This window comes from Rahnella sp. GSA61A, assembly GCF_019969905.1.
Taxonomy (GTDB): Bacteria; Pseudomonadota; Gammaproteobacteria; order Enterobacterales; family Enterobacteriaceae; genus Rahnella; species Rahnella aceris.
Genome location: NZ_JAHXYO010000006.1, coordinates 17,550 through 43,663, shown reverse-complemented (window position 1 = coordinate 43,663; position 26,114 = coordinate 17,550). Strand labels below are relative to the sequence as shown.

The window sequence follows — 26,114 nt, the reverse complement described above, 5'->3', positions numbered from 1 at the left end:
TTGAACAAATGTATTTATCATTTAACATTGTTCATAAAACTAGACCGAGGTGGCAGGGAAAACTTTTGTGCTGATCACAGTTTGTTCAACTCATATACTCTGCGTTATGATTCAGGCAGTAATCATTTGAAATTTGCAAAACACATCACAGTTAACAACATTTTGTTAACGAACAATTGATCTACATTTTGATAAGTGTTCACTATGAATGAGAAGACAACGCTTTCCGATTTGACTAACCATCCGGAATTCAGCATGGGCGAAGAGGAACTGCTGGCGCGCACCGCGTGGTTCTATTACCACGACGGCCTGACCCAGAATGAAATTGGTGAACGGCTTGGTTTGACGCGGCTGAAAGTGTCACGCCTGCTGGAAAAAGGCCGGCAGTCAGGAGTGATCCGCGTACAAATTAACTCGCGTTTTGAGGGCTGTTTGACGCTGGAAAATACCCTGCTCGAACGCTTTGGTTTACAGCAGATCCGCGTGCTGCCACAACTGGCCGACGGCTCGCTGAGCACACGGCTGGGGGTCGGCGCAGCACACATGCTGATGACATTGCTCAGGCCGGAACAACTGCTGGCTGTGGGTTTTGGCGAAACGGCGATGAGTACGTTGCAACATCTGAGCGGATTCATCTCCTCACAACAAATCCGCATGGTCACGCTTTCCGGCGGCGTCGGGCCCTATATGACCGGGATTGGTCAGCTTGATGCAGCCTGCGGAGTGAGCATTATTCCGGCTCCGCTGCGGGCGTCATCAGCCAGCGTAGCGGCTATTTTCCGTCAGGAACGTAATGTACACGATGTCATGCTGGCCGCCTGCGCGGCAGATATTGCGGTCGTCGGCATTGGCTCGCTGAACCAGAAACAGGACGCGACTATTTTGCGCTCCGGTTATATCAGCGAAGGTGAGCAGCTGCTGTTTGGCCGCAAAGGCGCGGTCGGCGACATTCTCGGTTTCTTTATGCAGCGCAACGGCGAGCTGGCAGAAAACATGGCAATCCACGATGAGCTGATTGCCGTCGCGCCGGACGAACTGGCCAGCATTCCGACCGTGTTAGGCGTCGCAGGTGGGGTCGAGAAAGCTGAAGCCATCGTCGCGGCGCTGAAAGGCAGACGAATTAATGCACTGGTAACTGAAGAGAGCACAGCAAGAGCCATGCTGGCGCTGCTCGACTGACCCGCAGGGTGTAAGGGGCGTGGCGGTCAGGTACACGGTGCCCGATAAACTGGCACGAGAGAACATTGCGATGACCTCTACCCTGAACTCTGACCACGACCGCAACTATCTGATGGCGCTGGATGCTGGTACCGGCAGTATCCGCGCGGTGATTTTCAATCTCGAAGGCGAGCAGATAGCCGCCGGACAGGCCGAATGGATCCATCTGGCGGTGCCGGATGTGCCCGGTTCAATGGAATTTGATCTGCAAAAAAACTGGCAACTGGCCTGTCAGTGTATTCGTCAGGCATTGCAGGAAGCACATATCCCCGCTTCTGCGATCCGCGCAGTGGCGGCCTGTTCCATGCGCGAAGGGATCGTGCTGTACGACAAATCCGGCGAACCTGTCTGGGCCTGCGCCAACGTCGATGCCCGCGCCAGCCGTGAAGTTTCCGAATTAAAAGAGATCCACGATTTCGAATTTGAACGCGAAGTCTATGAATGCTCCGGTCAGACACTGGCCCTCAGCGCCATGCCGCGCCTGCTATGGCTGGCCCATCACCGCCCCGATATTTACCGTCAGGCTGCCACTATTACCATGATCAGCGACTGGCTGGCCTACATGCTCAGCGGCGAACTGGCGGTGGATCCGTCCAACGCCGGTACCACCGGCATGCTGGATTTAACCACCCGCAACTGGCGACCTGAGTTGCTGGATATGGCAGGGCTGCGCGCCGATATGCTTTCTCCGGTGGCTGAAACGGGTACACGCCTCGGTTATGTCACGGCCAGCGCGGCCGATGCCTGTGGACTGAAAGCCGGAACGCCGGTCGGCATGGGTGGCGGCGACGCGCAACTTGGCACGCTCGGCCTGGGTCTGGTGCGTCCCGGCCAGACCGCCGTCCTTGGCGGCACATTCTGGCAGCAAATCGTCAACCTGCCGGAAGCGGTCACCGACCCCGAAATGAATATCCGCGTCAATCCGCACGTCATCCCCGGTATGGCACAGGCCGAATCCATCAGTTTCTTTACCGGACTGACCATGCGCTGGTTCCGTGACGCATTCTGTACCGAAGAGAAAACCATGGCGCAGCGTCTTGGCGTGGATGCTTACAGCTTGCTGGAAGACATGGCCGCCCGCGTGCCTGTGGGGGCCTGGGGCGTCACGCCGGTATTCTCGGATGCGATGCATTTCAAGAACTGGTATCACGCCGCCCCGTCGTTCATCAATCTGTCCATCGACCCGGAAAAATGCAACAAACCGGTGCTATTCCGCGCGTTAGAAGAAAACGCCGCCATCGTATCGGCGTGTAATCTGGATATGATCGCCCGATTTTCCGGTGTACGCGCCAGGTCGCTGGTGTTCTCCGGCGGCGGTTCGAAGGGCAAATTATGGTGTCAGATTTTAAGTGATGTGACGGGTGTTCCGGTCAATGTGCCGGTGGTCAAAGAAGCCACCGCGCTGGGCTGTGCGATTGCAGCGGGTGTCGCGGCAGGCGTGTATTCGTCGCTTGCAGACACCGGTGAAGCCCTGGTGCGCTGGGAACGGGAATATCAGCCGGATGTGGCGAACCACGCAAAATATCTGGTGCAGAAAGCCAACTGGCAGGAAGTGTATGCGGATCAACTGGGGCTGGTGGACCGGCAGCTAACGACGTCGATGTGGAAAGCGCCAGGACTGTGAGGATAATTCCGGACTGCCTCCTCCCCTGCGAAGGGGAGGAGTAATCCAAATCTGGCGTTATTTGATACTCGCCATCGGCGGATCCATCGCCACTTTGCCTTTCACTGCTTTGTTCTTCACTCTTCTCGACCACATTGCGGTCAGGATCGGCACCAGAATTGAGGTGACGATAACCGAGGTAGCAACCAGCGCGGTTGCAGCCGGGGCAATCGGTTTGAACTGCGGCACCATTTCAGCAATCAGGACCGGCGTTGCCACCGCGGCCCCCGCAGAACTGGAGGCAGCGAGACCGGCGGTACCATCGCCGCCTCCGATGAATTTGTCGGCGAGGATCAGCGGAATACCGGTGATGACGATAACCGACATCCCCAGCAACACACCTAACAGACCGGTTTGTGCGATGACGTTCAGGTTGATGGTGTTACCGAGTGCGAAGGCGAAGAACGGGATCAGGGTTTGTACCGCTTTGCTGAAGAATTCGCGCAGTTCCGGGTCGAGATTGCCCAGGCTGAAACCGACCAGGAACGGCAACACGGCGCCAACGAAGACGTGCGGTTCAAAAGACGCGATGCCTGCGGTGCCGAGGATCACCATAGTCATCAGCGGGCCGGATTCCAGAGACATCAGCACAAATGCGCCCGCTTCTTCTTTCGTGCCGTATTGCTGCATTACCGAGGCATACAGGCCGCCGTTGGTCATGTCCATTGCAGCCACCAGTGCCAGCACGGAAAGTCCGGCGAAGAAGCCGAATTCCACACCATTTTCCGGCATGAACCGTGATGCTATCGCCGCAACAATCCACGCCACCGCGATTTTGGTGACCACCAACGTGCCGGATTTACGCAACACCGTGCCGGTCGCGCTGAGTTTGATGGAGGCTCCCATGCAGAAGAACCACACCGCCAGAATAGGTACGGTGCCGGTCATCAGCCCGTTGGTGAAGGAACCAAAATATTTGCCCGAATCAGGCGCGAAGGTATGGCACAGCGCACCAATGAAGAGAGGCACCAACATCATCCCGCCGGGGATTTTTTCTATCGCTCGTTTAATGTGCATAATTTTCACCTGATTTAAAAGTCACGGACTACCTGATGCCGCTACGTTATCCATTTCTCAGGGTGATAAAAGTGATTCAACTCATAAATTGAAACGATGTTTCTATTTTTTAGATCGGTAGTTTTAATAATTTACTCCGTCAATATTTAATTTCGGAGAGAAATCACATTTTCGAATTATTTGTACGAAAATACTTAACACACAAAAACAAAAAAGCCCGCAACAGTTGCCTGTGCGGGCCGGGTATCACACAAAAATGTCAGCTCAGCGATAAAGTGCCGAACGCCTGACGCCAGTCAGTATCAAACTTTTCAATCGCCGCTTCGACGGCAGGTGTATTGAGTAACTGTTCGGCCACATCCACCGGTAAGGTGATTGACTGACATCCCGCCAGCAGGCAATCCATCGCCTGACGTGGGGTTCGGAAACTGGCGGCCAGCACCTTCGATTGCGGCGCGTGCAGGCTGAGCAAGGTCTGCAACTCTTTGACCATCGCGATGCCGTCACCGCCCTGTGCATCCAGACGGTTCACATAAGGCGCAACGTATTCCGCCCCCGCCAGTGCCGCCAGTAATCCCTGACCTGCGCCATACACCGCCGTGCCCAGCGTCGGGATATTCATGCCCTTCAGCTTTTTAATGGCCGCCAGACCTTCACGGGTTACCGGCACTTTCACGACCAAACCGGACACCCGCTGCGTCAACAACAACGCTTCTGCAACCATTTGTTCGGCGTCGGCAGCAATCACCTGTGCGAACAATTTACCGTTACCCCCCAGCGCATCGCGCAAGGCAGGCAGCACTTCCCACAGCGATTTACCTTCTTTCGCCACGATGCTCGGATTCGTGGTGACCCCCTGCAACGGCAGGATGCGCGACAAACGTTTTACCGCAGTGACATCGGCAGTATCGAGATACAGCTCCATAACTTTCTCCCTGAAACTTGTGAGTGAATGCAAAGTTCAGAGAGTGTACGTCAGCAAGCAGAAGGTTTGTTGATCATCATCAAAATCACTTTCGAATGAAAGTTATTAAATTGCGAAAGAAGATTTTTAGCACCAGGGAGCGTCGAGATGATTTTCAATGTGCAGCGTTATTCCACACATGATGGCCCGGGGATCCGGACGGTGGTTTTTCTGAAAGGCTGTTCCCTGAGCTGTACCTGGTGCCAGAATCCGGAAAGTCGTTCGGCGGCGCCTGACGTGCTGTTCGATTCACGTTTATGCAGCGCAGGATGTCAGCACTGCGCAAAGACTTTTCCACATGCAGTCAGCATAGAACATGACCGCATCGGGATTCGGCATGAACAATTTCAGGCAGAAGATCGCTGTCTGATCGAACAGGTTTGCCCCTCCGGCGCACTGAGTGTGTGTGGAAATGACGCGGATATTGACGCCCTGATGCAGCAAATCCTGCGGGATAAACCTTTTTATACCCGTACCGGCGGCGGTGTGACGCTTTCCGGCGGCGAACCTTTCCTGCAGCCACAAATTGCGCTGACACTGCTGCAACGTTGCCGTCACGAAGGGCTGCACACCGCCGTGGAAAGTTGTCTGCATGTGCCGTGGAAATACATTGAGCCTTCGCTGGGGGCGCTGGATTTATTGCTGGCGGATCTCAAGCATGTGGCCGATGAACCTTTCCGCCGATTGACCGGCGGTTCCGCCAAAAGAGTGAAGGATAATTTCCGTCGTCTGGCTGCGGCCGGACAAAAGCTCATCGTCCGTGTGCCGTTAATTCCTGATTTTAATGCTGACCGGGCATCCATCCGCCAGATCGTTGATTTTGCGGCGGATGAAACCGGCTGCGAAGCCATTCACTTTTTGCCGTACCACACGCTGGGCATCAATAAGTATGTCCTGCTGGGGCAACCTTATCTGGCGCCACGCCAGCCGTTAAATGACCCTGACCTGCTGACGTTCGCTGAACAATACGCCGCAGAAAAAGGACTTTGTGCACAGTTAAGAGGATAAGAAAAATGACCCAACTGAATCTGAACACCCTTTCCGCCCGTATCCGGTCTCATAAAGAAGCCCTGATCCACATCGTCAAGCCACCGGTATGTACCGAGCGCGCACAGCATTACACGCAGGTTTATCAGCAACATGCTGACAAACCGCTGGCGGTACGCCGCGCGCTGGCGCTGGCTGAACATCTGAGCAAACGCACTATCTGGATCAAACATGACGAGCTGATCGTCGGTAATCAGGCCAGCGAAGTGCGCGCTGCACCGATTTTCCCGGAATACACCGTGGGCTGGATCGAAAGTGAAATTGACGCGCTTGCTGACCGGCCGGGCGCAGGTTTTGTCGTCAGCGAAGCCAACAAAAAAATCCTGCATGAACTCTGCCCGTGGTGGCGCGGGCAGACCGTGCAGGACCGCTGCTACGGTATGTTTACCGATGAGCAGAAAGCGTTGCTCGACAGCGGTATCGTAAAAGCCGAAGGCAATATGACTTCCGGCGATGCCCATCTTGCGGTGAATTTCCCGCTGCTGCTGGAACTGGGTCTGGACGGATTAAGCAGTAAAGTGGGCGAGCGTCGCAGCCGCATTCGGCTGACTGACTGGGAAGATTTGCATAAAGAGCAATTGCTGAAAGCCATTGATATCACGCTGGCAGCGGTCAGCGACCACGTCATGCGTTTCTCACAACTGGCACGGGAAATGGCCGCCACGGAAACCCGCGAGCAGCGCCGTAGCGAGTTACTGACCATCGCCGCCAACTGCGACGTCATTGCTCATCAGCCACCGCAAAACTTCTGGCAGGCGCTGCAACTGTGTTACTTCATTCAGCTTATTTTGCAGATTGAATCCAACGGCCACTCCGTGTCGTTTGGCCGCATGGATCAGTATTTGTATCCGTTTTATCGTCGTGACGTTGAGCTGGAACAAACGCTGGAGCGTGATCAGGCCATCGAACTGCTGCAAAGCTGCTGGCTGAAATTGCTGGAAGTGAACAAGATCCGCTCCGGTACGCATTCCAAAGCGTCGGCGGGCAGCCCGTTGTACCAGAACGTCACCATCGGCGGTCAGAATTTGCATAATGACGTGGCATCCGATGCGGTCAATCCGCTGTCATACGCCATTCTGGAATCCTGCGGACAATTGCGATCCACCCAGCCGAATCTGAGCGTGCGCTATCACGCCGGAATGAGCCGCGACTTCCTTGATGCCTGCGTACAGGTGATCCGCTGTGGTTTTGGCATGCCCGCCTTTAATAACGATGAAATTGTTATTCCAGAATTCATCAAACTGGGCGTCGAAAAACAGGATGCTTATGATTATGCCGCCATTGGCTGCATCGAAACGGCAGTCGGCGGCAAGTGGGGCTATCGTTGTACCGGCATGAGTTTCATCAACTTTGCCCGCGTGATGCTCGCCGCGCTTGAACAGGGGCACGACGCGAAAAGTCATACCCGCTTCCTGCCGCAGGAACGCGGTTTGTCGCAGGGGAATTTCGATAATTTCGATCAGGTCTTTGCGCAGTGGGATGAACAAATCCGTTATTACACCCGCAAATCCATCGAAATCGAATGCGTGGTCGATACGGTTCTGGAAGAGAATGCGCAGGATATTTTGTGTTCGGCGCTGGTCGATGACTGTATAGAACGCGGGAAAACCATCAAGCAAGGCGGTGCGAAATACGACTGGGTTTCAGGATTGCAGGTCGGGATCGCCAATCTGGGTAACAGCCTGGCGGCAGTGAAAAAGCTGGTATTCGATCAGGGCGTGATTGGCCAGCAGGAGCTGGCCAACGCGCTGGCTTCAGATTATGAGGGACTGGACGGCGAACGACTGCGTCAGCGGCTGATTAACGGCGCAGAGAAATACGGCAATGATCAAGACGAGGTCGATAATTTGCTGGTGCGTGCGTATCAGTGCTATATCGATGAACTGTCGAATTATCACAATACCCGCTTCGGACGCGGCCCGGTCGGTGGCACGTATTACGCGGGTACATCGTCTATTTCGGCCAACGTGCCGTTTGGTGCCGCAACTACCGCCACGCCGGATGGACGTAAAGCCTTTACGCCGCTGGCGGAAGGGGCCAGCCCGGCATCCGGTACCGATCATCTCGGGCCGACAGCGGTCTTTAATTCGCTGAGCAAATTACCGACAGAAGCGATTCTCGGCGGCGTACTGCTCAATCAGAAACTGAATCCGGCATCGCTGGAAAATGAAAGCGAACGCGAGACGTTAATGCTAATGCTGCGGACATTCTTTGAGGAACATCGCGGCTGGCATGTTCAGTACAATATTGTTTCCCGCGAGACATTACTTAAAGCGCGTGAGGAACCGCAGAACTATCGCGACCTGGTTGTCCGTGTCGCCGGTTACTCCGCATTCTTTACGGCCTTATCGCCTGAGGCTCAGGATGATATTATCGCCCGTACAGAACATTCACTTTAAAATTCGCATCTGAATTTAACTTTCAACGGGCGGCGCAGGCTGCCCGTATTTTGGGCGGTTATGAACGACAGACAACAAGTTATTCTGCAATGGGTAAACGATAAGCAGCGCATCAGCGTCAGTGCGTTGTCACAGATTTGTCAGGTGTCAGAAGTGACGATCCGCCACGATCTTACGCTACTGGAACAGCGACATTATCTGCGCCGTGCGCACGGTTTTGCCGTCGCTATCCAGACCGATGACGTGGATACCCGCATGATGTCGAATTTTGCCCAGAAGCAGAAACTGGCGAAGTTTGCGGCATCCCTGATCCAGGACGGCGAAACGGTATTTTTCGAAAGTGGCAGCAGCATCGCCTTGCTGGCGCAATATCTTGCCGATAAGAAGAACCTGACGGTGATTACCGTCAGCGGTTATGTCGCCTCTTTGCTGAAAAGTATGCCCTGTGACGTGGTTCTGCTCGGCGGGATGTATCAGAAAACCAGTCAGACGGTGGTCGGCCCGCTGACCAGAATGTGTCTGCAACAAATGAATTTCAGTAAAGCGTTCATGGGCATCGACGGCTTCACCGATACCACCGGCTTTACCGGCCGGGACATGTTACGTGCTGATGTGGTGAATGCGGTCGTGGCTAAAGGTGCGGAAAATATCGTGCTAACGGATTCATCGAAATTCGGTCAAATAAATCTTAACCCGCTGGGGCCGGTCAGCGCCTTCAGCCGGGTCATCACTGACGACAAATTATCCCCTGAATATCAGCAGCAACTTTCCGCTGCCGGGATTAAGGTCAGCCTGGTCGGCTGACCTATCCTTATCTGTCTCCCCCGATAATTCGGGTTTCAGGGGATTATTGGCCGTAGTAGGCATTCTTGCCATGTTTACGCAGGTAATGCTTATCCAGTAATTGCGGCTGCATATCCGGCAACTGCGGCGTTAACTGGCGGGAGAAAATGCCCATGTAGGCGACCTCTTCCAGCACGACGGCGTTATGCACGGCATTATCGGCATCTTTCCCCCAGGCAAACGGCCCGTGCGAATGCACCAGTACAGCCGGAATGTCTGCCGGCGACAGATGTCTTTCCGCGAAGGTTTTAACGATGACTTCACCGGTCTCCCATTCATAACGTCCGGCGATTTCCTCTTCGGTCATCAGCCGCGTGCAGGGAATGTTGCCGTAGAAATAATCCGCGTGCGTGGTGCCCCAGGCGGGAATATCCAAACCGGCCTGCGCCCAGATGGTTGCGTGGCGCGAATGCGTATGAACAATACCCCCTGCTTCCGGGAAATTCAGGTACAGTACCCGGTGGGTATCGGTATCGGAAGAAGGCTTTTTGCTGCCCTCGACGATTTTGCCGGTCTCCAGTTCCACCACCACCATGTCGTCCACGCCCATGTGGTCGTATTCCACTCCCGACGGTTTAATCACGACCAGCCCAAGTTTACGGTCAACGGCGCTGACATTTCCCCAGGTAAAGGTCACCAGATTATGGCGAGGCAGTGCCAGATTGGCCTCTAATACCTGCTCTTTCAGTTGCTTTAGCATCTTGGTTTCCTCTTATTACGAGGCTTTATTGTCTGGGTGACGGGTGTGTGCAGGTATGGGGGAAATCGCTAAAGAGTGCGTACAGATCTGCTGCAAACGTAAAAGTGCCCATTTGTTCCACAAACCGTTGAATGTTTGTCCAGCTTTTTAGTCTTTTGTGTGGTGAGAAAGAGCATCCTTGGTGAATTAAGATTATTCACCTAGTGAATGTATATCAATTTCACTATTTTTAATTAACGGATGCACAACTGCGTCTGGATAGGAGAAAAATTATGATGCTCGTGAATAAACGTGTTGCCAGTATCGCACTGGTTCTGACTCTGGCAATGTCTGTCAGCGCTTGTGGTAACTGGTCTAAGCGTGACCGCAACACCGCAATCGGTGCGGGTGCAGGTGCGCTGGGTGGTGCAGTTCTGACTGACGGCAGTACCCTAGGGACATTAGGTGGCGCTGCAGTGGGTGGTATCATCGGACATCAGGTCAGTAAGTAAAACAACCGGGAGATAAGTTCTATTTAACTGGCATCAAAAACGTAAGCGTTAAGCAACGAATAAAGCTAAAAATAGGATTGGGTTGTTTTTCAGGTCAACTTTATTGTCATCAGATGGATGACAAACAACGTGCTTTCGCGTTGTGATATCTCTAAAAGCTAAAGCAAGATGCTGCACCTTTGCGGATGCAGCATCTTATTATAAACGGTCAGTGATCGTTTACAGACAGGTCAGCCCCCCGCCAGTTTCACTTTCATGCCTTTCGCTTCCAGCAGTTGTTTAAGCAGATCGCGTTTGTCACCCTGGATCTCAATCACGCCGTCTTTCACCGCACCGCCACAACCGCATTTCTTTTTCAGTTCGGCAGCGAGTTTTTCCAGTTCAATATCATCAAGACTGACACCGGTGATCAGGCACACGCCCTTCCCTTTGCGCCCGCTGGTCTGGCGCTGAATACGCACAATGCCGTCACCTTTCGGACGCTCAGCCACGACTTTGGGCTCATCGATTCTGCCGCTGTCGGTCGAATACACTAAACGGCTGTTGCTGTCATTGCTCATGGTTTTTCCTTCTTAGCGCAGTGATGCCAGAATTTCACGCAGGGTCTGCGCCGGATCGGCAGATTGCGTGATCGGCCGGCCAATCACCATGTAATCCACGCCCGCCGCCAGCGCTTCCTGTGGCGTCATGATGCGACGCTGATCATCGGCTTGGCTGCCAGCCGGGCGGATACCCGGCGTCACCAGTTTGAACGCCTGCCCGAGAGCAGATTTAAAACGGGTCGCTTCCTGCGCGGAACACACTACGCCATCGAGGCCGCAGTCGCGTGTCAGGCGCGCCAGACGTTCAGCATAATCAGCCGGAGAAAGTTCAATACCTAAATCCGCCAGGTCATTGTCTTCCAGGCTGGTCAGCACCGTGACGGCAATCAGTAAGGGGGCATCTTTTCCAAACGGTGCCAGCGCTTCCCGGGCCGCCGTCATCATGCGCGCACCGCCGCTGGCATGCACATTCACCATCCAGACACCCAAATCTGCCGCAGCAGCCACAGCGCGCGCAGTAGTGTTAGGGATGTCGTGGAATTTCAGATCCAGAAAGACGTCGAAACCGCGGGTCTGCAGATCTTTGACCATCTGCGGACCAAAATGAGTGAACATCTCTTTGCCAATTTTCAGACGGCAATCACGCGGATCGATTTTGTCAGCAAACGCCAGTGCGGAGGATTTATCGGCATAATCGAGAGCGACAACAATCGGTGAAGTATTTAAGTCTTTGTTGTTAGTGTTATTTTCGGACTTCATCTCGTCAGCCTCTTGTCAGTTTTTACGTCAGGAAGAAATAATATAATTTTTGCCGCCGATATTTTACATGGCAAACCACTGAATTCACAGCTACACCTAATGTGACATTTTTATTAAATTTTTGTGATGCACTAGACGATGCAACAAGGCTGGCTTAGCTTGTTACTTTTACTCTAAGGAAAGGCAGAAAAATGAGTGAGATAACAACCCTGACCGTTAAAATTCCGGTTGAATTGAAAGAACTGATCAAAAACGCCGCTGCGGAAGCAGAACATTCATTAAGTGCAGAAGTTGCGGCACGCCTGGAAGAGAGTTTTAACCCTGCTGCGCCCAAAGGTAAAAAAGCCGCTAAAGCCACAGAACACGAAATTGATAATCAGCATCTTGCAGAAGAGACTGAACCCGCGCTGACCACCAAAGAAATCAAGAAATTGCGGACGTTGCTTAATGCCCGCAAGGCGAGCAGCAAGAAGAAGTAAGAGTCGATTTAAAATATACTGCGGTTTCCCCTAAATAATTCACGTTGCAGGAAGGCGACAAACGCATCTGCAACCCGAAGTATGACGGGGAAACTTATTGGCCATCCAGGCCCCGGATTGGCTTTATCGTCGCCCAGCCACGGCATGACGGGCAATGCCAGTAAAGTGAATGCGCGGTAAAGCCGCATTTATGACAGCGATAGCGTGGCTTCGTCCGGATCTGTTCACCCACCATATCCCGCAGCAACACCAGGCTCTCTTTCGCACGCCCTTCTTCCGCATCCGCCAGATGGTAATCCATCAGGTGATGAAACACGCGCATGGTCGGATGGCGTTGCAACTGACGGTTGATATAGTTTTGCGCGGTCTCACGCCCTTCTTCATCCTGGATGATTTCGGCCAGCATCAGTTCTGCTGTGGCGCCGGTATTTTCATCCACACAACGCCTGAGAAACTCGGCCCATGCCAGCGTATCGTCAAGATTCTGGTAACACTCCTGCAGCATCGGCAACGCTTCGCTGACCAGCTCTTTATCCTGCTCCAGCACCCGCTGTAAGGCCTCTGTCGCTTTGCGGTAATCGCCCTGCGCCAGTAAAATCCGCCCCTGCATAATGGAGACACGGGCACAGAGTTTGTCCGCTGCCGCCGCCTTTTTCAGCAAGCCGGTCGCCTTATCGAAATCTTCAGACACCATTGCCTGCAATGCCAGTTCACACCAGAAATGCGCAATTTCTTTACGGCGGTTTTCTTTGCCGAGCTTGACCAGACGTTCCGCCACATCAATGGCGTTCTGCCAGTCGCTGGTGGCCTGATGAATAATCAACAACTGTTCCAGCGCAAACAACTGGAAATCCTGCTCTTTCACCAGCTGGTTGAACATGTCTTCCGCACGATCATAGAAACCGGCAGCCATGTAATCACGACCCAGTTGCTGTACGGCGAGCAGGCGCTGTTCGAAAGTCAGCGAAGCACTTTCCATCAGCGACTGGTGGATACGGATCGCACGATCGACTTCACCACGGGAGCGGAACAGGTTGCCCAGAGTCAGGTGCGCTTCGACTGTACTGCTGTCCTCTTTCAACATTTCGAGGAACAGATCGACCGCTTTATCCTGCTGATTGGAAAGCAGGAAGTTAACCCCCGCGACGTATTCACGCGACAGGCGGTTAGCATTTTCCTGTTTGTCCTGCTGAGAACTTCTGCGCCCCATGTACCAGCCATAGGCGGCCGCAACGGGCAACAACAGAAACAGCAGTTCTAACATAGAGGGTTATTCCTTGCTGACATCGTAAGATGCTGCTGGCGGCGTAACGACAGCCGCGGGTTCAATTTGCTGCTCCAGGCGTTTGATTTTACGCTGGGCGCGCCCCAGAGACAGACGTACACGCAGGTAGAACAAACCACAGATTATCCAGCCAAGAATAAAACCGGTAGCGAACAGCACAGCAAGCAGTGTCGAAACACGATAGTCACCCTGTGCCAGCAAATAATTGAAGGTCACAGTCTGATCGTTATGGGCACCCAGAGTGATAGAAATCACAACGATGACCAGCAAAAATAAAAAAATCAGCAGATATTTCACATTCATTCCTGTAATGCCGGGTGTACCGGATGAATTATGCCAAAAACTCGCGTCCCGACCTAATAAGTTAGCATTTCCGAACAAAGCAGGGAAACATTGCGGAGGGTTTAAATGCCGTCTGTAGCAACTTCATTCGACTTTAGTGTGGTGTCGTGACCACCACGACAATTAAGGCTATGGAATGTATATGGGGATGAAAACCATGAATTAAAGGGTTCACCAGGAACCCCCTGAGATTTCAGACGGTATGAAATCAAAAAAACAGGGATTATTCACGCTCGCTGATTTCCTGGTTTTCTGCTGGTGGTGGCGTTAGCGGCCCGACATAGCGCTCCGTCAGCCAGCAGGCCAGCATTACCAGGATCCAGCTGATGCCCACAGATGCCATCAGGTCACGTGGCCAGTGCATGCCGAGCATCAGTCTGCTGCCCATCACCACCACCGCCCACACCATCAGCACGGTGACCGTTTTATAGTGTTTACGCCGCCACAATAACCCGACACCGAGTAAAGCCCAGGTTGCGGCAAACATCGTGTGGCCAGAAGGGAATGCGTATCCCGTGTCGTTCTGCCAGCTTTTATTCAGCCAGTGCGGGATTTGCACGTTGTCGCCCAGCACCTCTTTCACCTGCCGGGCACGCGCTTTACTTTTCCGGGCATAAAATTCATCGACGTTCATCTGATGATCCGTCCCCAGCCATGCGACATACGGCCTGGGTTCGCGGACTTCGGCTTTGATAAAGTCTTTAACATACTGACCGGCCAGCACTGACAAGGTGATGATCACCACCAGCCCGATGGCCGGTTTAAGCCGAAATCGCAGGCACCACAGAAACCAGCCACAGAGGATCACAGTCGTCATGATTCCCCATGGTTCACTCACCGTTTCCGTGACCCAATAAAGCGGACGCAGCACGGCGGGATTACCACCCGGTGTCCACGTCCAGCCGCTTATCCACACCGCTGCGGGCATCAGTAACAAAAGAACAGCCCCGAGAGCGGTGCGCCTGGCGATATCAAACATAGTCGTCCCTTCAGTCATGCGTAAAAAGAGTTGGAGTGTATCAACGTTGTGATTGCTTAACATTCCTTTAGCGTGAGTTGTTGAAGAAGCGGTTATAATTCATAAGTTATGAACTAATCGTTCAAATATTCCCGCTAAAATGTGACCCAAACTGTGGCAAAATGATGCCCTGTCGTGATGGAAAGGCACCGATTCCCTATCCAGAGGCCGCATCAGAAAGTAGGATGCGCATCAACAAGTAAAATACTTACTGTAAATAAAGACTATTTGTGGTTTTTTTGGAGCATAAAATGCAGCTGAAACGGGTGGCAGAAGCCAATCTGCCAACACCTTGGGGCGATTTCCTGATGGTGGGTTTTGAAGAATTGGCCACCGGGCACGACCACCTGGCGTTAGTTTTTGGCGACATCACCGGTGAAACGCCGGTTCTTGCGCGCGTTCACTCCGAATGTCTGACCGGTGATGCCTTATTCAGCCTGCGCTGTGACTGCGGTTTCCAGCTCGAAGCCGCACTGAATCATATCGCCGAAGAAGGTCGTGGCATCCTGATGTATCACCGTCAGGAAGGCCGTAACATCGGTTTGCTGAATAAGATCCGCGCATATGCCTTACAAGACAAAGGTTACGACACCGTCGAAGCCAACCATCAGCTTGGGTTCGCCGCAGACGAACGCGACTTCACGCTGTGCGCCGACATGTTCAAATTGCTGGGTGTCGATTCCGTACGCCTGCTGACCAACAATCCGAAGAAAGTCGAAATTCTGACTGAAGCCGGTATTAACATTACAGAACGCGTCCCGCTGATCGTCGGCCGTAATCCGGAAAACGAACGCTACCTGTCGACCAAAGCCGCCAAAATGGGCCATCTGCTCGACAAGTAAGGATTTATAGTCCGATCCAAATATTAAGGGCACCTTAAGAAGGCGCCCTTTTCTATTGGTTCACGCTTAACCGCGATGAACCTTTTTTATTGGCCGGAGAAGCGGTTTTACAGCATTTTGCGGATCACATAATGCAGAATGCCGCCGTTCTGGAAATAGGTCAGTTCGTTGCCGGTATCGATACGGCAATGTGCATCAATTGTTTCAGTATGACCATCAGCAAACGTGATATGCACTGCAACATCCTGCCCCGGCGTCAGGGTTTGTAACCCGCTGATGCTGATCTGTTCATCGCCCGTGAGTTTCAGCGTTTTGCGCGTCACACCCTGCGGGAACTCGAGCGGTAAAATCCCCATCCCGATCAGATTCGAGCGGTGAATACGTTCGAATGATTCTGCGATAACCACACGTACCCCAAGCAGACGCGGCCCTTTCGCCGCCCAGTCACGGCTTGAACCTGAACCGTATTCTTTACCGGCAATCACCGCGGTCGGCACACTTTCATGCTGATAGCGCATCGCCGCATCGTAAATCGCCAGTTGGTCCTGCGACGGAATATGACGCGTATATCCGCCCTCCACGCCCGGCACCATTTCATTTTTGATGCGAATATTGGCGAACGTCCCGCGCATCATCACTTCATGGTTACCGCGCCGCGAGCCGTAGGAGTTGAACGCTTTGGGCTCGACGCCGTGCTGGGTCAGATACAAACCAGCCGGACTTTCGGCCTTGATATTCCCGGCAGGTGAAATGTGGTCGGTGGTCACTGAATCCGCCAGAATCGCCAGAATTCGCGCATCTTTGATGTCTTCCAGCGCATCAGGTTCCGCCTTCATATCACTGAAGAACGGCGGGTGGCGGATATAGGTGGAGTCTTCCTGCCAGGTATAGGTCGGCGTGCCTTCGACCTGAATCGCCTGCCAGCTGGCATCGCCGTTAAACACCTCGGCGTACTCTTTATGGAACATCTCCGTGGTCACCTGCGCAACCGCATTGGCGATATCGTTAGCCGACGGCCAGATATCTCTCAGGTAAACCGGTTTGCCATCAGCACCTTCACCCAGAGGATCCGTCGTCAGATCGACGTTCATATTACCCGCCAGCGCATAGGCCACCACCAGCGGTGGTGAGGCTAGCCAGTTGGTTTTAATCAGCGGATGAATACGCCCTTCGAAGTTACGGTTGCCGGAAAGCACGGCCCCGACGGTTAAATCACCGGCCTTGATCGCCGACTCAATCGGTTCCGGCAACGGCCCGGAGTTACCGATACAGGTCGTACAGCCATAGCCCACCAGATTAAAGCCCAGCTTCTCCAGATGCGGCATGAGACCGGCGGCATTAAGATAATCGGTCACCACTTTGGAACCTGGCGCCAGTGAGGTTTTCACCCACGGCTTACTGGCCAGACCTTTTTCGGCGGCATTCTTCGCCAGCAGACCAGCGGCCATCAGCACGCTTGGGTTTGACGTGTTGGTACAAGAGGTGATTGCCGCAATCACTACCGCGCCGGTGGTCAGCGCATAATGCTGCCCTTCCAGCGTGAAACTTTCTTTATCGCTGCGCCCCGGCTTGCTGTTACCCAACTCCAGTTCAGTCGCCGCTTTGAACGCTTTCGGCACATCAGGCAACGCAACGCGATCCTGGGGACGTTTCGGCCCCGCGAGGCTCGGCTCAACGTCTCCCATGTCCAGCGCAAGTGTACTGGTGAAGACCGGCTCGTCACCGGCGTTACGCCATAAACCCTGGGCCTGCGAATAGGCTTTTACCAGATCGATTTGTTCGTCGCTGCGGCCACTGAGCTTCATGTAACTCAGTGTCACATCATCCACCGGGAAGAAGCCGCAGGTCGCGCCGAATTCCGGCGACATATTAGCGATGGTCGCGCGGTCAGCCAGCGGCAAATCGGCAAGGCCATCACCATAGAACTCGACAAATTTTCCCACCACGCCGTGTTTGCGCAGCATCTGGGTGACCGTTAACACCAGGTCCGTCGCGGTAATGCCTTCGCGTAATTTACCGGTCAGTTTGAAACCCACAACGTCCGGGATCAGCATGGAAACCGGCTGTCCGAGCATTGCGGCTTCGGCTTCGATACCGCCGCAACCCCAGCCCAGAATCCCCAGACCGTTAATCATCGTGGTATGTGAATCCGTTCCGACCAGCGTGTCGGGATAGGCCATCGTTTTGCCATCCTGCTCTTCGTACCAGACGGTTTGTCCAAGATATTCCAGGTTGACCTGATGACAAATACCCGTGCCAGGCGGCACTACGCGGAAACGGTTAAAGGCTTTTTGCCCCCAGCGCAGGAACTGATAGCGCTCGTTGTTGCGCTCCATTTCGAGACGAACGTTCTCACCAAACGCCTCATCATCACCGAATTCATCCACTGTGACGGAGTGGTCGATGACCAGATCAACAGGCGACAACGGGTTTACCTGTTCGACATTCCCGCCGAGGCGTTTTACCGCCTGGCGCATCGCGGCCAGATCCACCACGGCAGGTACACCCGTAAAATCCTGCATCAGTACGCGCGCCGGACGATAAGCAATTTCGCGGTCGGCATGACCGGTTTTCTGCCATTCGACCAGTTCCTGTAGATCGCTTTCTGTGACAGTGTCACCATCAACGTGGCGCAGTAAATTTTCGAGTAAAACTTTGAGGGATTTTGGCAGGCGCTGAACATCACCCAACGTTTTGGCAGCGAGTGGCAGGCTGTAGTAGTAAAATTCTTTCTCCCGGACTGCCAGCTTATCCAGACTGTTCTTGCGAATAGACGACATAGCTTCTCCTTTAGCGCTCAGCGTGGCCATGAGTAATAACCCGCTGGCTTATAAGTGCATAGTTAAAGATAACACAAATTATCGTTAACATTTTGATAACAGCTCAAACTGATCATCAGGCAAAAAAAATCCCGCCGCTTCGGTGAGGATGCGGCGGGATCTCAGGGAGATAAAAATAGAGGATGACGACTTATTTTGTCGGCAGCTTAATATCTTTGAACATTTCTTCAATGTCTTCGTTGGAGCGCAGGGAAATAGCGGTATCAACCACATCACGTGTCAGGTGCGGCGCAAAGCGCTGGATAAAATCGTACATATAGCTGCGCAGGAATGTACTGCGACGGAAACCGATTTTGGTGGTGCTGTAGGTGAAAATATCACTCGCATCCACGGTCACCAGATCCGGATCCTGAACCGGATCCACTGCCATGCTGGCGATGACACCGACGCCCAGCCCCAGGCGGACATAGGTTTTGATGACGTCAGCATCGGTGGCGGTGAATACAATGCGTGGCGTCAGACCGGCGCGGTTAAACGCGGTATCCAGTTCTGAACGACCAGTGAAGCCGAAGGTATAGGTCACAATCGGATAAGCTGCCAGTTCCTCAATGGTGACTTTCTCTTTACCTGCCAGCGGATGATCAGGCTGAACCACCACGGCACGGTTCCAGTGGTAGCAAGGCAGCATGATCAGATCGTCATACAGATGGAGCGCTTCGGTGGCGATAGCAAAATCCGCATTGCCCTTTGAAACTGCTTCAGCAATCTGCGTCGGCGACCCCTGGTGCATATGCAATGAAACGCGCGGATAACGCTCGATAAAGCCTTTAATCACATTCGGTAAGGCATAACGCGCCTGCGTATGCGTCGTCGCGACATACAGCGAACCTTTGTCCGGATAGGTATGCTCACCAGCAACAGCTTTGATCGCATCCACTTTAGACAATACTTCACGGGCAATACGGATGATTTCCTGCCCTGCCGGCGTGACCTGTGTCAGATGTTTACCGCTGCGGGAAAAAATCTGGATCCCGAGTTCATCTTCCAGCATCCGCACTTGTTTGCTGATCCCAGGCTGCGACGTGTACAGGCCTTCTGCCGTCGAACTGACGTTCAGATTGTGATTAACAACCTCTACGATGTAGCGCAGTTGCTGCAATTTCATATCTCATACCACCCTGGTTTCAAACCCTGTCGCCATCCCTGTTCATCCGTTGGCTGAACAGTCTGGAAATGATTTTTTATCGACTACCGGAAGTCTGTGAACGCACCGTTTTTATGCCCCAGACGCATTAACTTATTACTTAAGTGCATAAGAATAAATTTTATATAACAATTATATCCATTATTAGCGTCATGTATACCCGAAGAACATAACGATAATCGAGGACTGTCGCAGACTGATAATAAAAACACGCATAACTCCGCGATGATAGATCTTAATGCAATAAAAAAACCAGTCCGGAAGACTGGTTTTTTACAACTGCTTAACAGCTTAAGGTATGACGGCGATAATTATTTTTTGCCTTCGACCCACTTACCGTCGACAAAGAAAGCGGTCCAGCCAGTGGCTTTGCCGTCTTTTTCTGAAGATACATACTGCTGCTTGGTTTTACGGCTGAAACGCACCATTGATTTATTGCCTTCCGGATCGGCCACCGGCGCATCGGCCAGATAGCTGAGTTTTTCCGGCAAGCGGTCTTTGAAGCGCTTCAGTTCCTCCACCAGCGGCGCACGGGTTTCGCGCGATTTAGGGAACGTGTTGGCAGCCAGGAATACCCCTGCCGCACCGTCACGCAGCACGAAATAGGCGTCTGATTTCTCACACGGCAATTCCGGTAGCGGAACCGGATCTTCTTTCGGCGGCGCAACGTCACCGTTTCGCAAAATCTTACGGGTGTTTTTGCATTCGTCGTTGGTACAGCCCATGTACTTACCGAAACGTCCCATTTTCAGGTGCATTTCAGAGCCACATTTTTCGCACTCAACAATCGGGCCGTCATAACCCTTGATGCGGAACTCACCCTCTTCGATTTCATAGCCATCACATTCCGGGTTGTTACCACAAACATGCAATTTGCGCTGATTATCGATGAGATAGCTGTCCATCGCCGTGCCGCATTTGACGCAACGACGCTTCGCACGCAGCGCGTTGGCTTCGGCTTCATCACCTTCCAGAATGTTCAGCACTTCGGCATCAGCAATCAGGTTGATGGTGGTTTTGCAGCGCTCTTTCGGCGGCAAGGCGTAGCCGGAACAACCGAGGAACACGCCAGTGCTGGCGGTACGGATCCCCATCGGACGTCCGCAGGTCGGGCATTCAATGCTGGTCAACACCATCTGATTCGGGCGCATACCGCCTTCTTCCGGGTCTTTCTCAGCAGTTTCCAGCTGCTTACTGAATTCAGTGAAGAATTCATCCAGAACGGCTTTCCATTCCGCCTTGTTGTTGGCGACCTGATCCAGCCCGTCTTCCATACGTGCGGTGAAATCGTAGTTCATCAATTCACGGAAGTTATCTTCCAGACGATCGGTAACGATTTCCCCCATTTTTTCTGCGTAGAAGCGACGGTTTTCAACGTGAACGTAACCCCTGTCCTGAATGGTCGAAATGATCGACGCATAGGTAGACGGACGGCCAATGCCACGTTTTTCCAGTTCTTTAACCAGAGACGCTTCGCTGAAACGCGCAGGCGGCTTGGTGAAATGCTGGGTGGGCAGCAGTTGTTGCAGCTCCAGATCCGTACCCACTTCGATCGCCGGCAAGGTTCTGTCTTCGTCGCCTTTACGCAACGCCGGCATGACTTTGGTCCAGCCATCAAAACGCAGCGTACGACCTTTGGCGCGCAGAGAGTAATCGCCCGCTTTCACCGTCAGCGTAGTGGAGTCGTACTGAGCCGGTGTCATCTGACAGGCCACAAACTGACGCCAGATTAGCTGATACAGACGTTGAGCATCCGCTTCCATATCTTTCAGTTGTTCTGAAATCACGGCCACGTCAGAAGGACGAATCGCTTCGTGCGCTTCCTGAGAATTCTCTTTATTGCTGTATTGCAGCGGCGCTTTCGGCAGGTATTTATCACCAAAATTCTCGCCAATATAGCCGCGCACCATTTCCACGGCGTCCTGACTCAGGTTAGTGGAGTCCGTACGCATATAGGTAATATGACCGGCTTCGTAAAGACGCTGGGCCATCATCATGGTTTTCTTCACACCGAAGCTCAGACGCGTACTGGCCGCCTGTTGCAGTGTGGAAGTAATGAAAGGCGCACCCGGCTTGCTGCTGGTCGGTTTGTCTTCACGATCCACCACGGTGTAACGCGCTTTTTCAAGCAGCGAAACGGCCGCGTGAGTTTGTTCTTTATTGACCGGTTTGAACGGTTTTTCGAGATGATGCGTGACTTCCATTTGCAGCGCGGTTTCTTTCTTCGCCAGCAAATCCGCATGCAATTCCCAGTATTCTTCCGGCACGAACGCTTTGATTTCTTTCTCACGCTCGACGACCAGACGCACTGCCACGGACTGAACACGACCTGCGGATAAACCACGGGCAATTTTCTTCCACAGCAGCGGAGAAACCATGTAACCCACCACGCGGTCCATGAAACGACGCGCCTGCTGAGCATTCACACGATCAATATTCAGTTCGCCAGGTTCTTTAAAGGCGTTTTGAATCGCGTTCTTGGTAATTTCGTTAAAAACGACACGGCTGAAACGTTTGTCATCACCACCAATCACTTCCCGCAAATGCCAGGCAATCGCCTCTCCTTCGCGGTCAAGGTCGGTTGCGAGATAGATGTGGTCAGCTTTTTCCGCTAACGCTTTTAACTCAGCAACAACTTTTTCTTTACCCGGAAGTATTTCGTATTGTGCTTCCCAACCGTGATACGGATCGACGCCCATGCGATTAACCAGCGCGGTTTTCTCATCCTTTTTTACTTTTTTCTTTGTTTTTTCTTCGGTTGAGTCGGCGGTCTTTTTAGCAGCGGATCCACTGGTCGGTAAATCACGGATATGACCAACGCTGGACTTAACAACGTAGTCATTTCCTAAATATTTATTAATCGTTTTGGCTTTTGCCGGGGACTCAACTATTACGAGAGCTTTGCCCATAATTACCTTTACCTGAATGATTCTTCATCATCTGAAGAAGATTTTGTCTAGTTATGCCGCGGCACAATATCACGTCTTTTTTTATATTGCGGCAGTGAGTCAGAACGTCAACTGATTTCTTTAAAAGAAGGAGCGAACTGACTTCCAGAGGTTCAAAACACTGATTCTGCGAGGGATTAACCAGACAGGGCTCAGCAGAATGCGCCCATTTTTAAGTCAAATAATGACCAAGCGTAAACAAAACATTCCACCTGAAGCCACAAAATCCCACACTCTACCTGATAAAAATCGTCACGCAAACTAATTAACACGGAAAGGCCCTTTTCGCCAATACGCGCCCGTTTTTTATAAAGGTGCTCAAATTATAACCAGAGCGATTAAGCAGATTACCCCCAGCAGATTTGCGGTTTTATCTGCGTCAGGATTACAATAACGTCAGCAATTATAGTGGGGAGTAAATATCATGCACGAAAATACATCGGCAATTAGTCGCGAAGCTTTACTGGTCGAAGCGAATAAGGTTATCCGTGAGCACGAAGATTACATGCATGGAATGCTGGCGACAGAGGTTGAGCAGAAAGGCAATGTGCTGGTTTTCCGCGGGGAGTTTTTCATGGATGAAGACGGTTTACCGACCAGAAAAACCACTGCGGTATTTAATATGTTTAAACACCTGGCTCATCTTTTTTCAGAAAAATACCATCTCGAAGATTGAGATAAAACAATCGCTAATAAAGGTATACACCACCGGTAAACGGCGGGGCTTAATCCGCAGGATTAAAAAGGGACATTCGTCCCTTTTTATTTTATGCCTTGCGAAAAAAATAGATTACAGCAGCGGTTTCTGACTGCGTTGTAACCAGCGCAGGAACAGGCGATCAGCACTCTCTGCCGCGCTGCCGGTGAAACGGTCCATCATGCGTTTACGACGGCTGTAACGCACCGCAATTACTTCATGATTTTTCATTTCTGCAATCAGTAAATCATCACTGGTACCAATAGCATCAATCAGGCCATTTTCACGCGCCTGGGTACCAAACCAGTGCTCACCGGTGGCTACCGCATCGATGTCCAGCGACGGCCGGTTCTGATGAACAAACTCTTTAAACAGCACATGCGTTTCATTCAGATCTTCACGGAACTTTTCACGACCTTCTTCGGTATTTTCACCCAGCAACGTCAGGGTACGTTTAAACTCGCCCGCCGTGTGCAACTCAATATCAATGTCATTTCGTTTGAGCAAACGGTTAAAGTTTGGGATCTGCGCCACCACGCCGATCGAACCGATGATGGCAAACGGCGCGGCGACAATCCTGTCCGCCACACAGGCCATCATGTAACCGCCACTGGCTGCGACTTTATCTACCGCAACCGTCAGACGAATACCGCTCTGACGCAGACGCACAAGTTGTGATGCCGCCAGGCCGTAACCGTGCACCACACCGCCCGGGCTTTCGAGGCGCAACAACACTTCGTCTTCCGGTGTTGCGACGGCCAGCACCGCCGAGATTTCTTCCCGCAGTGAGGTGACTTCGTGGGCATCCATACTGCCTTTGAAATCGAGTACATACAGGCAAGGTTTGCTTTTCGAACTGCCGGTTTTGGCTTGCAGTTTTTTCTGTTTTGCTTCCGCTTTATCCTTTTTCTTCAGTTCCTTGCTGCGAATTTTAAGTTCGGCAGGGTTCATGCGCGCACTGCGCATTTCACGTTGCATTTCGCGATACTGTTCACCTAAATCGACCAGGTGTAACTCACCTTTGCCGTGAGATTTACGCTGACGGAGGCCGACAAACAACACGACCAGCGCGCCGATGGCGATCACAACGGTCACGACTTTGGCCAAAAATAGCCCATAAAGAGAAAGTAAATCCACACATACCGCCTTTTCAACGTGGTAATAAAACCGTGGTAAGAAAGATGTTAAACATTCTAAACAATCGCCGCACTGACGTCTTGTTCGAAGATGACATCATGACTCAGACGTAAAACAGAGTGCGTCTGTGTTCCAATTTTGTTACAAAAGAGCTGCCCGCTTTTCGGTTAATCATTGAAACTCATGCCCATTTGAGGCATATAAGCGGTGATTGCACCCGAAAAAGCTAAAATTTTCACCAAAATGCCGGACTCTGGTTGAGCGCAATATCTCCCGTTTCCGCCATTTTTGATATGAAGAGCGCCTGATGTGATGACGTCATTTACCGCCACATCGCCGCCCCCCTTAAGAGGACTGACCGTGCATTATCATCCTAAATCCGATTTGCTCAATAACCGTATCATTCTGGTCACTGGCGCCGGCGACGGCATCGGCCGTGAAGCCGCACTGACGTATGCCCGTTTCGGCGCGCAGGTGATTTTACTGGGCCGTACTGAGAGTAAACTGGCCAGTGTGCAGCAGGAAATTGCCGCACGTAATCTGCGACCGGCTTTCATTTATGCACTGGATTTACAGACCGCCAGTCAGCAGGACTGCCAGCGCGTCGCAGATCAAATCGCTGCATGGGTGCCGCATCTGGACGGCGTTTTGCACAACGCCGGATTGCTGACTGACATCACGCCAATGGCTGAGATTAAGTTGCAGGACTGGATGAACGTCATGCAGGTCAATGTGAACGCCACGTTTATGCTGACCCAGTCGTTACTGCCGCTGATGCTGAAATCTGCCAGTTCTTCGCTGGTGTTCACCACGTCCAGCGTCGGACGCGAAGGCCGCAGCGGCTGGGGTGCTTACGCCGTGTCAAAATTCGCCACCGAAGGTATGATGCAGGTGCTGGCCGAAGAACATAAGCATACCGGCCTGCGCGTCAACTGCATCAATCCTGGCGGCACACGCACCAGCATGCGCGCCTCCGCGTTCCCCGATGAAAACAAAGATAAACTCAAGACACCGGCTGATATTATGCCGCTGTATCTGTATCTGATGGGCGATGACAGCCGCCGTAAAACAGGTATCAGTTTTGATGCCCAGCCAGGGCGCAAAGCCGGTCCGGCAGAATAAATAATCACGGAGTCTCTGATGACTGAAGATCGCCATAAACAGCGCCAGCAAAAGCTGAAAGAACAGGTTGATGCGCGCATTGACGCCGCCAAAGAACAGCGCGGAATACTGATTGTATTTACCGGTAACGGTAAGGGCAAAACCACGGCGGCATTTGGCACGGTGACCCGCGCTGTCGGCCATGGCATGCGCGCGGCAGTGATCCAGTTTATTAAAGGTGAATGGCCTAACGGCGAGAAAAATCTGCTCGAGCCTCATGGCGTGGAATTTCAGGTGATGGCGACCGGTTTTACCTGGGAAACGCAGAATAAAGAAACGGATACCGAAGCCTGCCAGGCTGTCTGGCAGCACGGTAAACGGATGCTGGCTGATGCATCATTAGATCTCGTGGTGCTTGATGAACTGACGTATATGGTCAGTTTTGGCTATCTGGATTTGCAGGACGTGGTGGATGCGCTGAAAGCCCGTCCCGCGCACCAGACCGTGATTATCACCGGGCGCGGCTGCCATCGTGATCTGCTGGAAATGGCCGATACCGTCAGCGAACTCCGTCCGGTGAAACATGCGTTTGACGCCGGAATTATGGCGCAGCAGGGCATTGACTGGTAACGCCCTGC

The 26,114-nt window shown here is 52.5% G+C and carries 24 protein-coding genes; 11 read left to right on the top strand and 13 right to left on the bottom strand.

Annotated elements, in window-relative coordinates; all coding sequences use genetic code 11:
• The first annotated feature begins 204 nt into the window (after positions 1 to 204).
• Both lsrR and lsrK read left to right on the top strand, forming a co-directional pair.
• Positions 205 to 1,179 carry a transcriptional regulator LsrR gene (gene lsrR / locus LC431_RS09785; RefSeq protein ID WP_013575894.1) on the top strand — a complete coding sequence of 325 codons (975 nt, stop codon included), beginning with the start codon at positions 205 to 207 and terminating at the stop codon, positions 1,177 to 1,179.
• A gap of 70 nt (positions 1,180 to 1,249) precedes the next feature.
• Positions 1,250 to 2,842: an autoinducer-2 kinase gene (gene lsrK, locus LC431_RS09780; RefSeq protein ID WP_223509798.1), complete on the top strand. Its 1,593-nt coding sequence runs from the start codon at positions 1,250 to 1,252 to the stop codon at positions 2,840 to 2,842.
• Positions 2,843 to 2,899: 57 nt separating this feature from the next.
• On the opposite strand, the gene kdgT is transcribed toward lsrK, so the two are convergent.
• Together kdgT and fsa are read right to left on the bottom strand one after the other, a co-directional pair.
• On the bottom strand, positions 2,900 to 3,898 hold the full coding sequence (kdgT, locus tag LC431_RS09775; RefSeq protein WP_013575896.1) for a 2-keto-3-deoxygluconate transporter: 999 nt from the start codon (positions 3,896 to 3,898) through the stop codon (positions 2,900 to 2,902).
• A gap of 259 nt (positions 3,899 to 4,157) precedes the next feature.
• A complete protein-coding gene (gene fsa / locus LC431_RS09770) occupies positions 4,158 to 4,823 on the bottom strand; it encodes a fructose-6-phosphate aldolase (RefSeq protein WP_037034458.1) in 666 nt (221 codons plus the stop codon).
• A 147-nt stretch (positions 4,824 to 4,970) separates the two neighbouring features.
• Between fsa and LC431_RS09765 the strand changes: the two genes are divergently transcribed.
• From LC431_RS09765 to LC431_RS09755, 3 genes are read left to right on the top strand one after another with little or no spacing between them, the layout of a single operon-like run.
• Positions 4,971 to 5,870 carry a glycyl-radical enzyme activating protein gene (locus tag LC431_RS09765; protein ID WP_121019239.1) on the top strand — a complete coding sequence of 300 codons (900 nt, stop codon included), beginning with the start codon at positions 4,971 to 4,973 and terminating at the stop codon, positions 5,868 to 5,870.
• A 5-nt stretch (positions 5,871 to 5,875) separates the two neighbouring features.
• Entirely contained in the window at positions 5,876 to 8,308 is a 2,433-nt protein-coding gene (locus LC431_RS09760) for a formate C-acetyltransferase/glycerol dehydratase family glycyl radical enzyme (protein WP_223509740.1), read from the top strand.
• A gap of 60 nt (positions 8,309 to 8,368) precedes the next feature.
• On the top strand, positions 8,369 to 9,112 hold the full coding sequence (locus tag LC431_RS09755; protein ID WP_015690061.1) for a DNA-binding transcriptional regulator YciT: 744 nt from the start codon (positions 8,369 to 8,371) through the stop codon (positions 9,110 to 9,112).
• Positions 9,113 to 9,155: 43 nt separating this feature from the next.
• Here LC431_RS09755 and araD read toward each other — a convergent pair whose 3' ends face one another.
• The gene (araD, locus tag LC431_RS09750; RefSeq protein ID WP_015690062.1) at positions 9,156 to 9,851 is read right to left on the bottom strand and encodes an L-ribulose-5-phosphate 4-epimerase; all 696 of its coding nucleotides are present in this window, start codon (positions 9,849 to 9,851) and stop codon (positions 9,156 to 9,158) included.
• Between the two features lie 272 nt (positions 9,852 to 10,123).
• Here araD and osmB point away from each other — a divergent pair, with 272 nt between their 5' ends.
• The gene (osmB, locus tag LC431_RS09745; RefSeq protein WP_013575902.1) at positions 10,124 to 10,342 is read left to right on the top strand and encodes an osmotically-inducible lipoprotein OsmB; all 219 of its coding nucleotides are present in this window, start codon (positions 10,124 to 10,126) and stop codon (positions 10,340 to 10,342) included.
• A gap of 230 nt (positions 10,343 to 10,572) precedes the next feature.
• Here osmB and yciH read toward each other — a convergent pair whose 3' ends face one another.
• Together yciH and pyrF are read right to left on the bottom strand one after the other, a co-directional pair.
• The gene (gene yciH / locus LC431_RS09740; protein ID WP_013575903.1) at positions 10,573 to 10,902 is read right to left on the bottom strand and encodes a stress response translation initiation inhibitor YciH; all 330 of its coding nucleotides are present in this window, start codon (positions 10,900 to 10,902) and stop codon (positions 10,573 to 10,575) included.
• A gap of 12 nt (positions 10,903 to 10,914) precedes the next feature.
• Positions 10,915 to 11,643, bottom strand: coding sequence for an orotidine-5'-phosphate decarboxylase (gene pyrF / locus LC431_RS09735; RefSeq protein WP_121019237.1), 729 nt, complete (start codon positions 11,641 to 11,643; stop codon positions 10,915 to 10,917).
• A 191-nt stretch (positions 11,644 to 11,834) separates the two neighbouring features.
• Here pyrF and LC431_RS09730 point away from each other — a divergent pair, with 191 nt between their 5' ends.
• The gene (locus LC431_RS09730) at positions 11,835 to 12,122 is read left to right on the top strand and encodes an Arc family DNA-binding protein (protein WP_015690064.1); all 288 of its coding nucleotides are present in this window, start codon (positions 11,835 to 11,837) and stop codon (positions 12,120 to 12,122) included.
• 94 nt (positions 12,123 to 12,216) lie between these two features.
• On the opposite strand, the gene lapB is transcribed toward LC431_RS09730, so the two are convergent.
• The 3 genes from lapB to pgpB all read right to left on the bottom strand — a co-directional run bounded on the left by lapB (position 12,217) and on the right by pgpB (position 14,728).
• Entirely contained in the window at positions 12,217 to 13,386 is a 1,170-nt protein-coding gene (gene lapB, locus LC431_RS09725; protein ID WP_013575906.1) for a lipopolysaccharide assembly protein LapB, read from the bottom strand.
• A 6-nt stretch (positions 13,387 to 13,392) separates the two neighbouring features.
• Entirely contained in the window at positions 13,393 to 13,704 is a 312-nt protein-coding gene (locus tag LC431_RS09720; RefSeq protein ID WP_013575907.1) for a LapA family protein, read from the bottom strand.
• Positions 13,705 to 13,972: 268 nt separating this feature from the next.
• Positions 13,973 to 14,728, bottom strand: coding sequence for a phosphatidylglycerophosphatase B (pgpB, locus tag LC431_RS09715; RefSeq protein ID WP_013575908.1), 756 nt, complete (start codon positions 14,726 to 14,728; stop codon positions 13,973 to 13,975).
• A 290-nt stretch (positions 14,729 to 15,018) separates the two neighbouring features.
• Between pgpB and ribA the strand changes: the two genes are divergently transcribed.
• Positions 15,019 to 15,609, top strand: a complete 591-nt coding sequence (ribA, locus tag LC431_RS09710; protein ID WP_015690066.1) for a GTP cyclohydrolase II — start codon at positions 15,019 to 15,021, stop codon at positions 15,607 to 15,609.
• Between the two features lie 107 nt (positions 15,610 to 15,716).
• Here ribA and acnA read toward each other — a convergent pair whose 3' ends face one another.
• The 3 genes from acnA to topA all read right to left on the bottom strand — a co-directional run bounded on the left by acnA (position 15,717) and on the right by topA (position 22,502).
• On the bottom strand, positions 15,717 to 18,389 hold the full coding sequence (gene acnA / locus LC431_RS09705) for an aconitate hydratase AcnA (RefSeq protein WP_013575910.1): 2,673 nt from the start codon (positions 18,387 to 18,389) through the stop codon (positions 15,717 to 15,719).
• Between the two features lie 190 nt (positions 18,390 to 18,579).
• Positions 18,580 to 19,554: an HTH-type transcriptional regulator CysB gene (gene cysB / locus LC431_RS09700; RefSeq protein ID WP_013575911.1), complete on the bottom strand. Its 975-nt coding sequence runs from the start codon at positions 19,552 to 19,554 to the stop codon at positions 18,580 to 18,582.
• A gap of 350 nt (positions 19,555 to 19,904) precedes the next feature.
• Positions 19,905 to 22,502, bottom strand: coding sequence for a type I DNA topoisomerase (gene topA / locus LC431_RS09695; protein WP_013575912.1), 2,598 nt, complete (start codon positions 22,500 to 22,502; stop codon positions 19,905 to 19,907).
• A 463-nt stretch (positions 22,503 to 22,965) separates the two neighbouring features.
• Here topA and LC431_RS09690 point away from each other — a divergent pair, with 463 nt between their 5' ends.
• Entirely contained in the window at positions 22,966 to 23,217 is a 252-nt protein-coding gene (locus tag LC431_RS09690) for a YciN family protein (protein ID WP_013575913.1), read from the top strand.
• Between the two features lie 114 nt (positions 23,218 to 23,331).
• On the opposite strand, the gene sohB is transcribed toward LC431_RS09690, so the two are convergent.
• Both sohB and LC431_RS09680 read right to left on the bottom strand, forming a co-directional pair.
• Complete coding sequence (gene sohB / locus LC431_RS09685; protein WP_013575914.1) at positions 23,332 to 24,375, bottom strand: protease SohB; 1,044 nt, start codon at positions 24,373 to 24,375, stop codon at positions 23,332 to 23,334.
• A gap of 167 nt (positions 24,376 to 24,542) precedes the next feature.
• Positions 24,543 to 24,707, bottom strand: a complete 165-nt coding sequence (locus LC431_RS09680) for a hypothetical protein (protein ID WP_157962111.1) — start codon at positions 24,705 to 24,707, stop codon at positions 24,543 to 24,545.
• Between the two features lie 28 nt (positions 24,708 to 24,735).
• Here LC431_RS09680 and LC431_RS09675 point away from each other — a divergent pair, with 28 nt between their 5' ends.
• The gene (locus LC431_RS09675; RefSeq protein WP_015690068.1) at positions 24,736 to 25,497 is read left to right on the top strand and encodes a YciK family oxidoreductase; all 762 of its coding nucleotides are present in this window, start codon (positions 24,736 to 24,738) and stop codon (positions 25,495 to 25,497) included.
• An 18-nt stretch (positions 25,498 to 25,515) separates the two neighbouring features.
• Positions 25,516 to 26,106, top strand: coding sequence for a cob(I)yrinic acid a,c-diamide adenosyltransferase (gene cobO / locus LC431_RS09670; RefSeq protein WP_013575916.1), 591 nt, complete (start codon positions 25,516 to 25,518; stop codon positions 26,104 to 26,106).
• The last annotated feature ends 8 nt before the right edge of the window (positions 26,107 to 26,114 follow it).

Excerpts from the sequence above, each read along its gene's own strand:
- LC431_RS09755 (WP_015690061.1), top strand. The coding sequence starts at position 8,369 with ATGAACGACAGACAACAAGTTATTCTGCAATGGGTAAACGATAAGCAG.
- cobO (WP_013575916.1), top strand. The coding sequence starts at position 25,516 with ATGACTGAAGATCGCCATAAACAGCGCCAGCAAAAGCTGAAAGAACAG.
- pgpB (WP_013575908.1), bottom strand. The coding sequence starts at position 14,728 with ATGTTTGATATCGCCAGGCGCACCGCTCTCGGGGCTGTTCTTTTGTTA.
- LC431_RS09765 (WP_121019239.1), top strand. The coding sequence starts at position 4,971 with ATGATTTTCAATGTGCAGCGTTATTCCACACATGATGGCCCGGGGATC.
- lsrK (WP_223509798.1), top strand. The coding sequence starts at position 1,250 with ATGACCTCTACCCTGAACTCTGACCACGACCGCAACTATCTGATGGCG.
- cysB (WP_013575911.1), bottom strand. The coding sequence starts at position 19,554 with ATGAAATTGCAGCAACTGCGCTACATCGTAGAGGTTGTTAATCACAAT.
- lsrR (WP_013575894.1), top strand. The coding sequence starts at position 205 with ATGAATGAGAAGACAACGCTTTCCGATTTGACTAACCATCCGGAATTC.
- fsa (WP_037034458.1), bottom strand. The coding sequence starts at position 4,823 with ATGGAGCTGTATCTCGATACTGCCGATGTCACTGCGGTAAAACGTTTG.
- yciH (WP_013575903.1), bottom strand. The coding sequence starts at position 10,902 with ATGAGCAATGACAGCAACAGCCGTTTAGTGTATTCGACCGACAGCGGC.
- LC431_RS09760 (WP_223509740.1), top strand. The coding sequence starts at position 5,876 with ATGACCCAACTGAATCTGAACACCCTTTCCGCCCGTATCCGGTCTCAT.
- LC431_RS09690 (WP_013575913.1), top strand. The coding sequence starts at position 22,966 with ATGCACGAAAATACATCGGCAATTAGTCGCGAAGCTTTACTGGTCGAA.
- lapB (WP_013575906.1), bottom strand. The coding sequence starts at position 13,386 with ATGTTAGAACTGCTGTTTCTGTTGTTGCCCGTTGCGGCCGCCTATGGC.
- pyrF (WP_121019237.1), bottom strand. The coding sequence starts at position 11,643 with ATGAAGTCCGAAAATAACACTAACAACAAAGACTTAAATACTTCACCG.
- araD (WP_015690062.1), bottom strand. The coding sequence starts at position 9,851 with ATGCTAAAGCAACTGAAAGAGCAGGTATTAGAGGCCAATCTGGCACTG.
- kdgT (WP_013575896.1), bottom strand. The coding sequence starts at position 3,898 with ATGCACATTAAACGAGCGATAGAAAAAATCCCCGGCGGGATGATGTTG.
- osmB (WP_013575902.1), top strand. The coding sequence starts at position 10,124 with ATGATGCTCGTGAATAAACGTGTTGCCAGTATCGCACTGGTTCTGACT.
- topA (WP_013575912.1), bottom strand. The coding sequence starts at position 22,502 with ATGGGCAAAGCTCTCGTAATAGTTGAGTCCCCGGCAAAAGCCAAAACG.
- LC431_RS09730 (WP_015690064.1), top strand. The coding sequence starts at position 11,835 with ATGAGTGAGATAACAACCCTGACCGTTAAAATTCCGGTTGAATTGAAA.
- ribA (WP_015690066.1), top strand. The coding sequence starts at position 15,019 with ATGCAGCTGAAACGGGTGGCAGAAGCCAATCTGCCAACACCTTGGGGC.
- acnA (WP_013575910.1), bottom strand. The coding sequence starts at position 18,389 with ATGTCGTCTATTCGCAAGAACAGTCTGGATAAGCTGGCAGTCCGGGAG.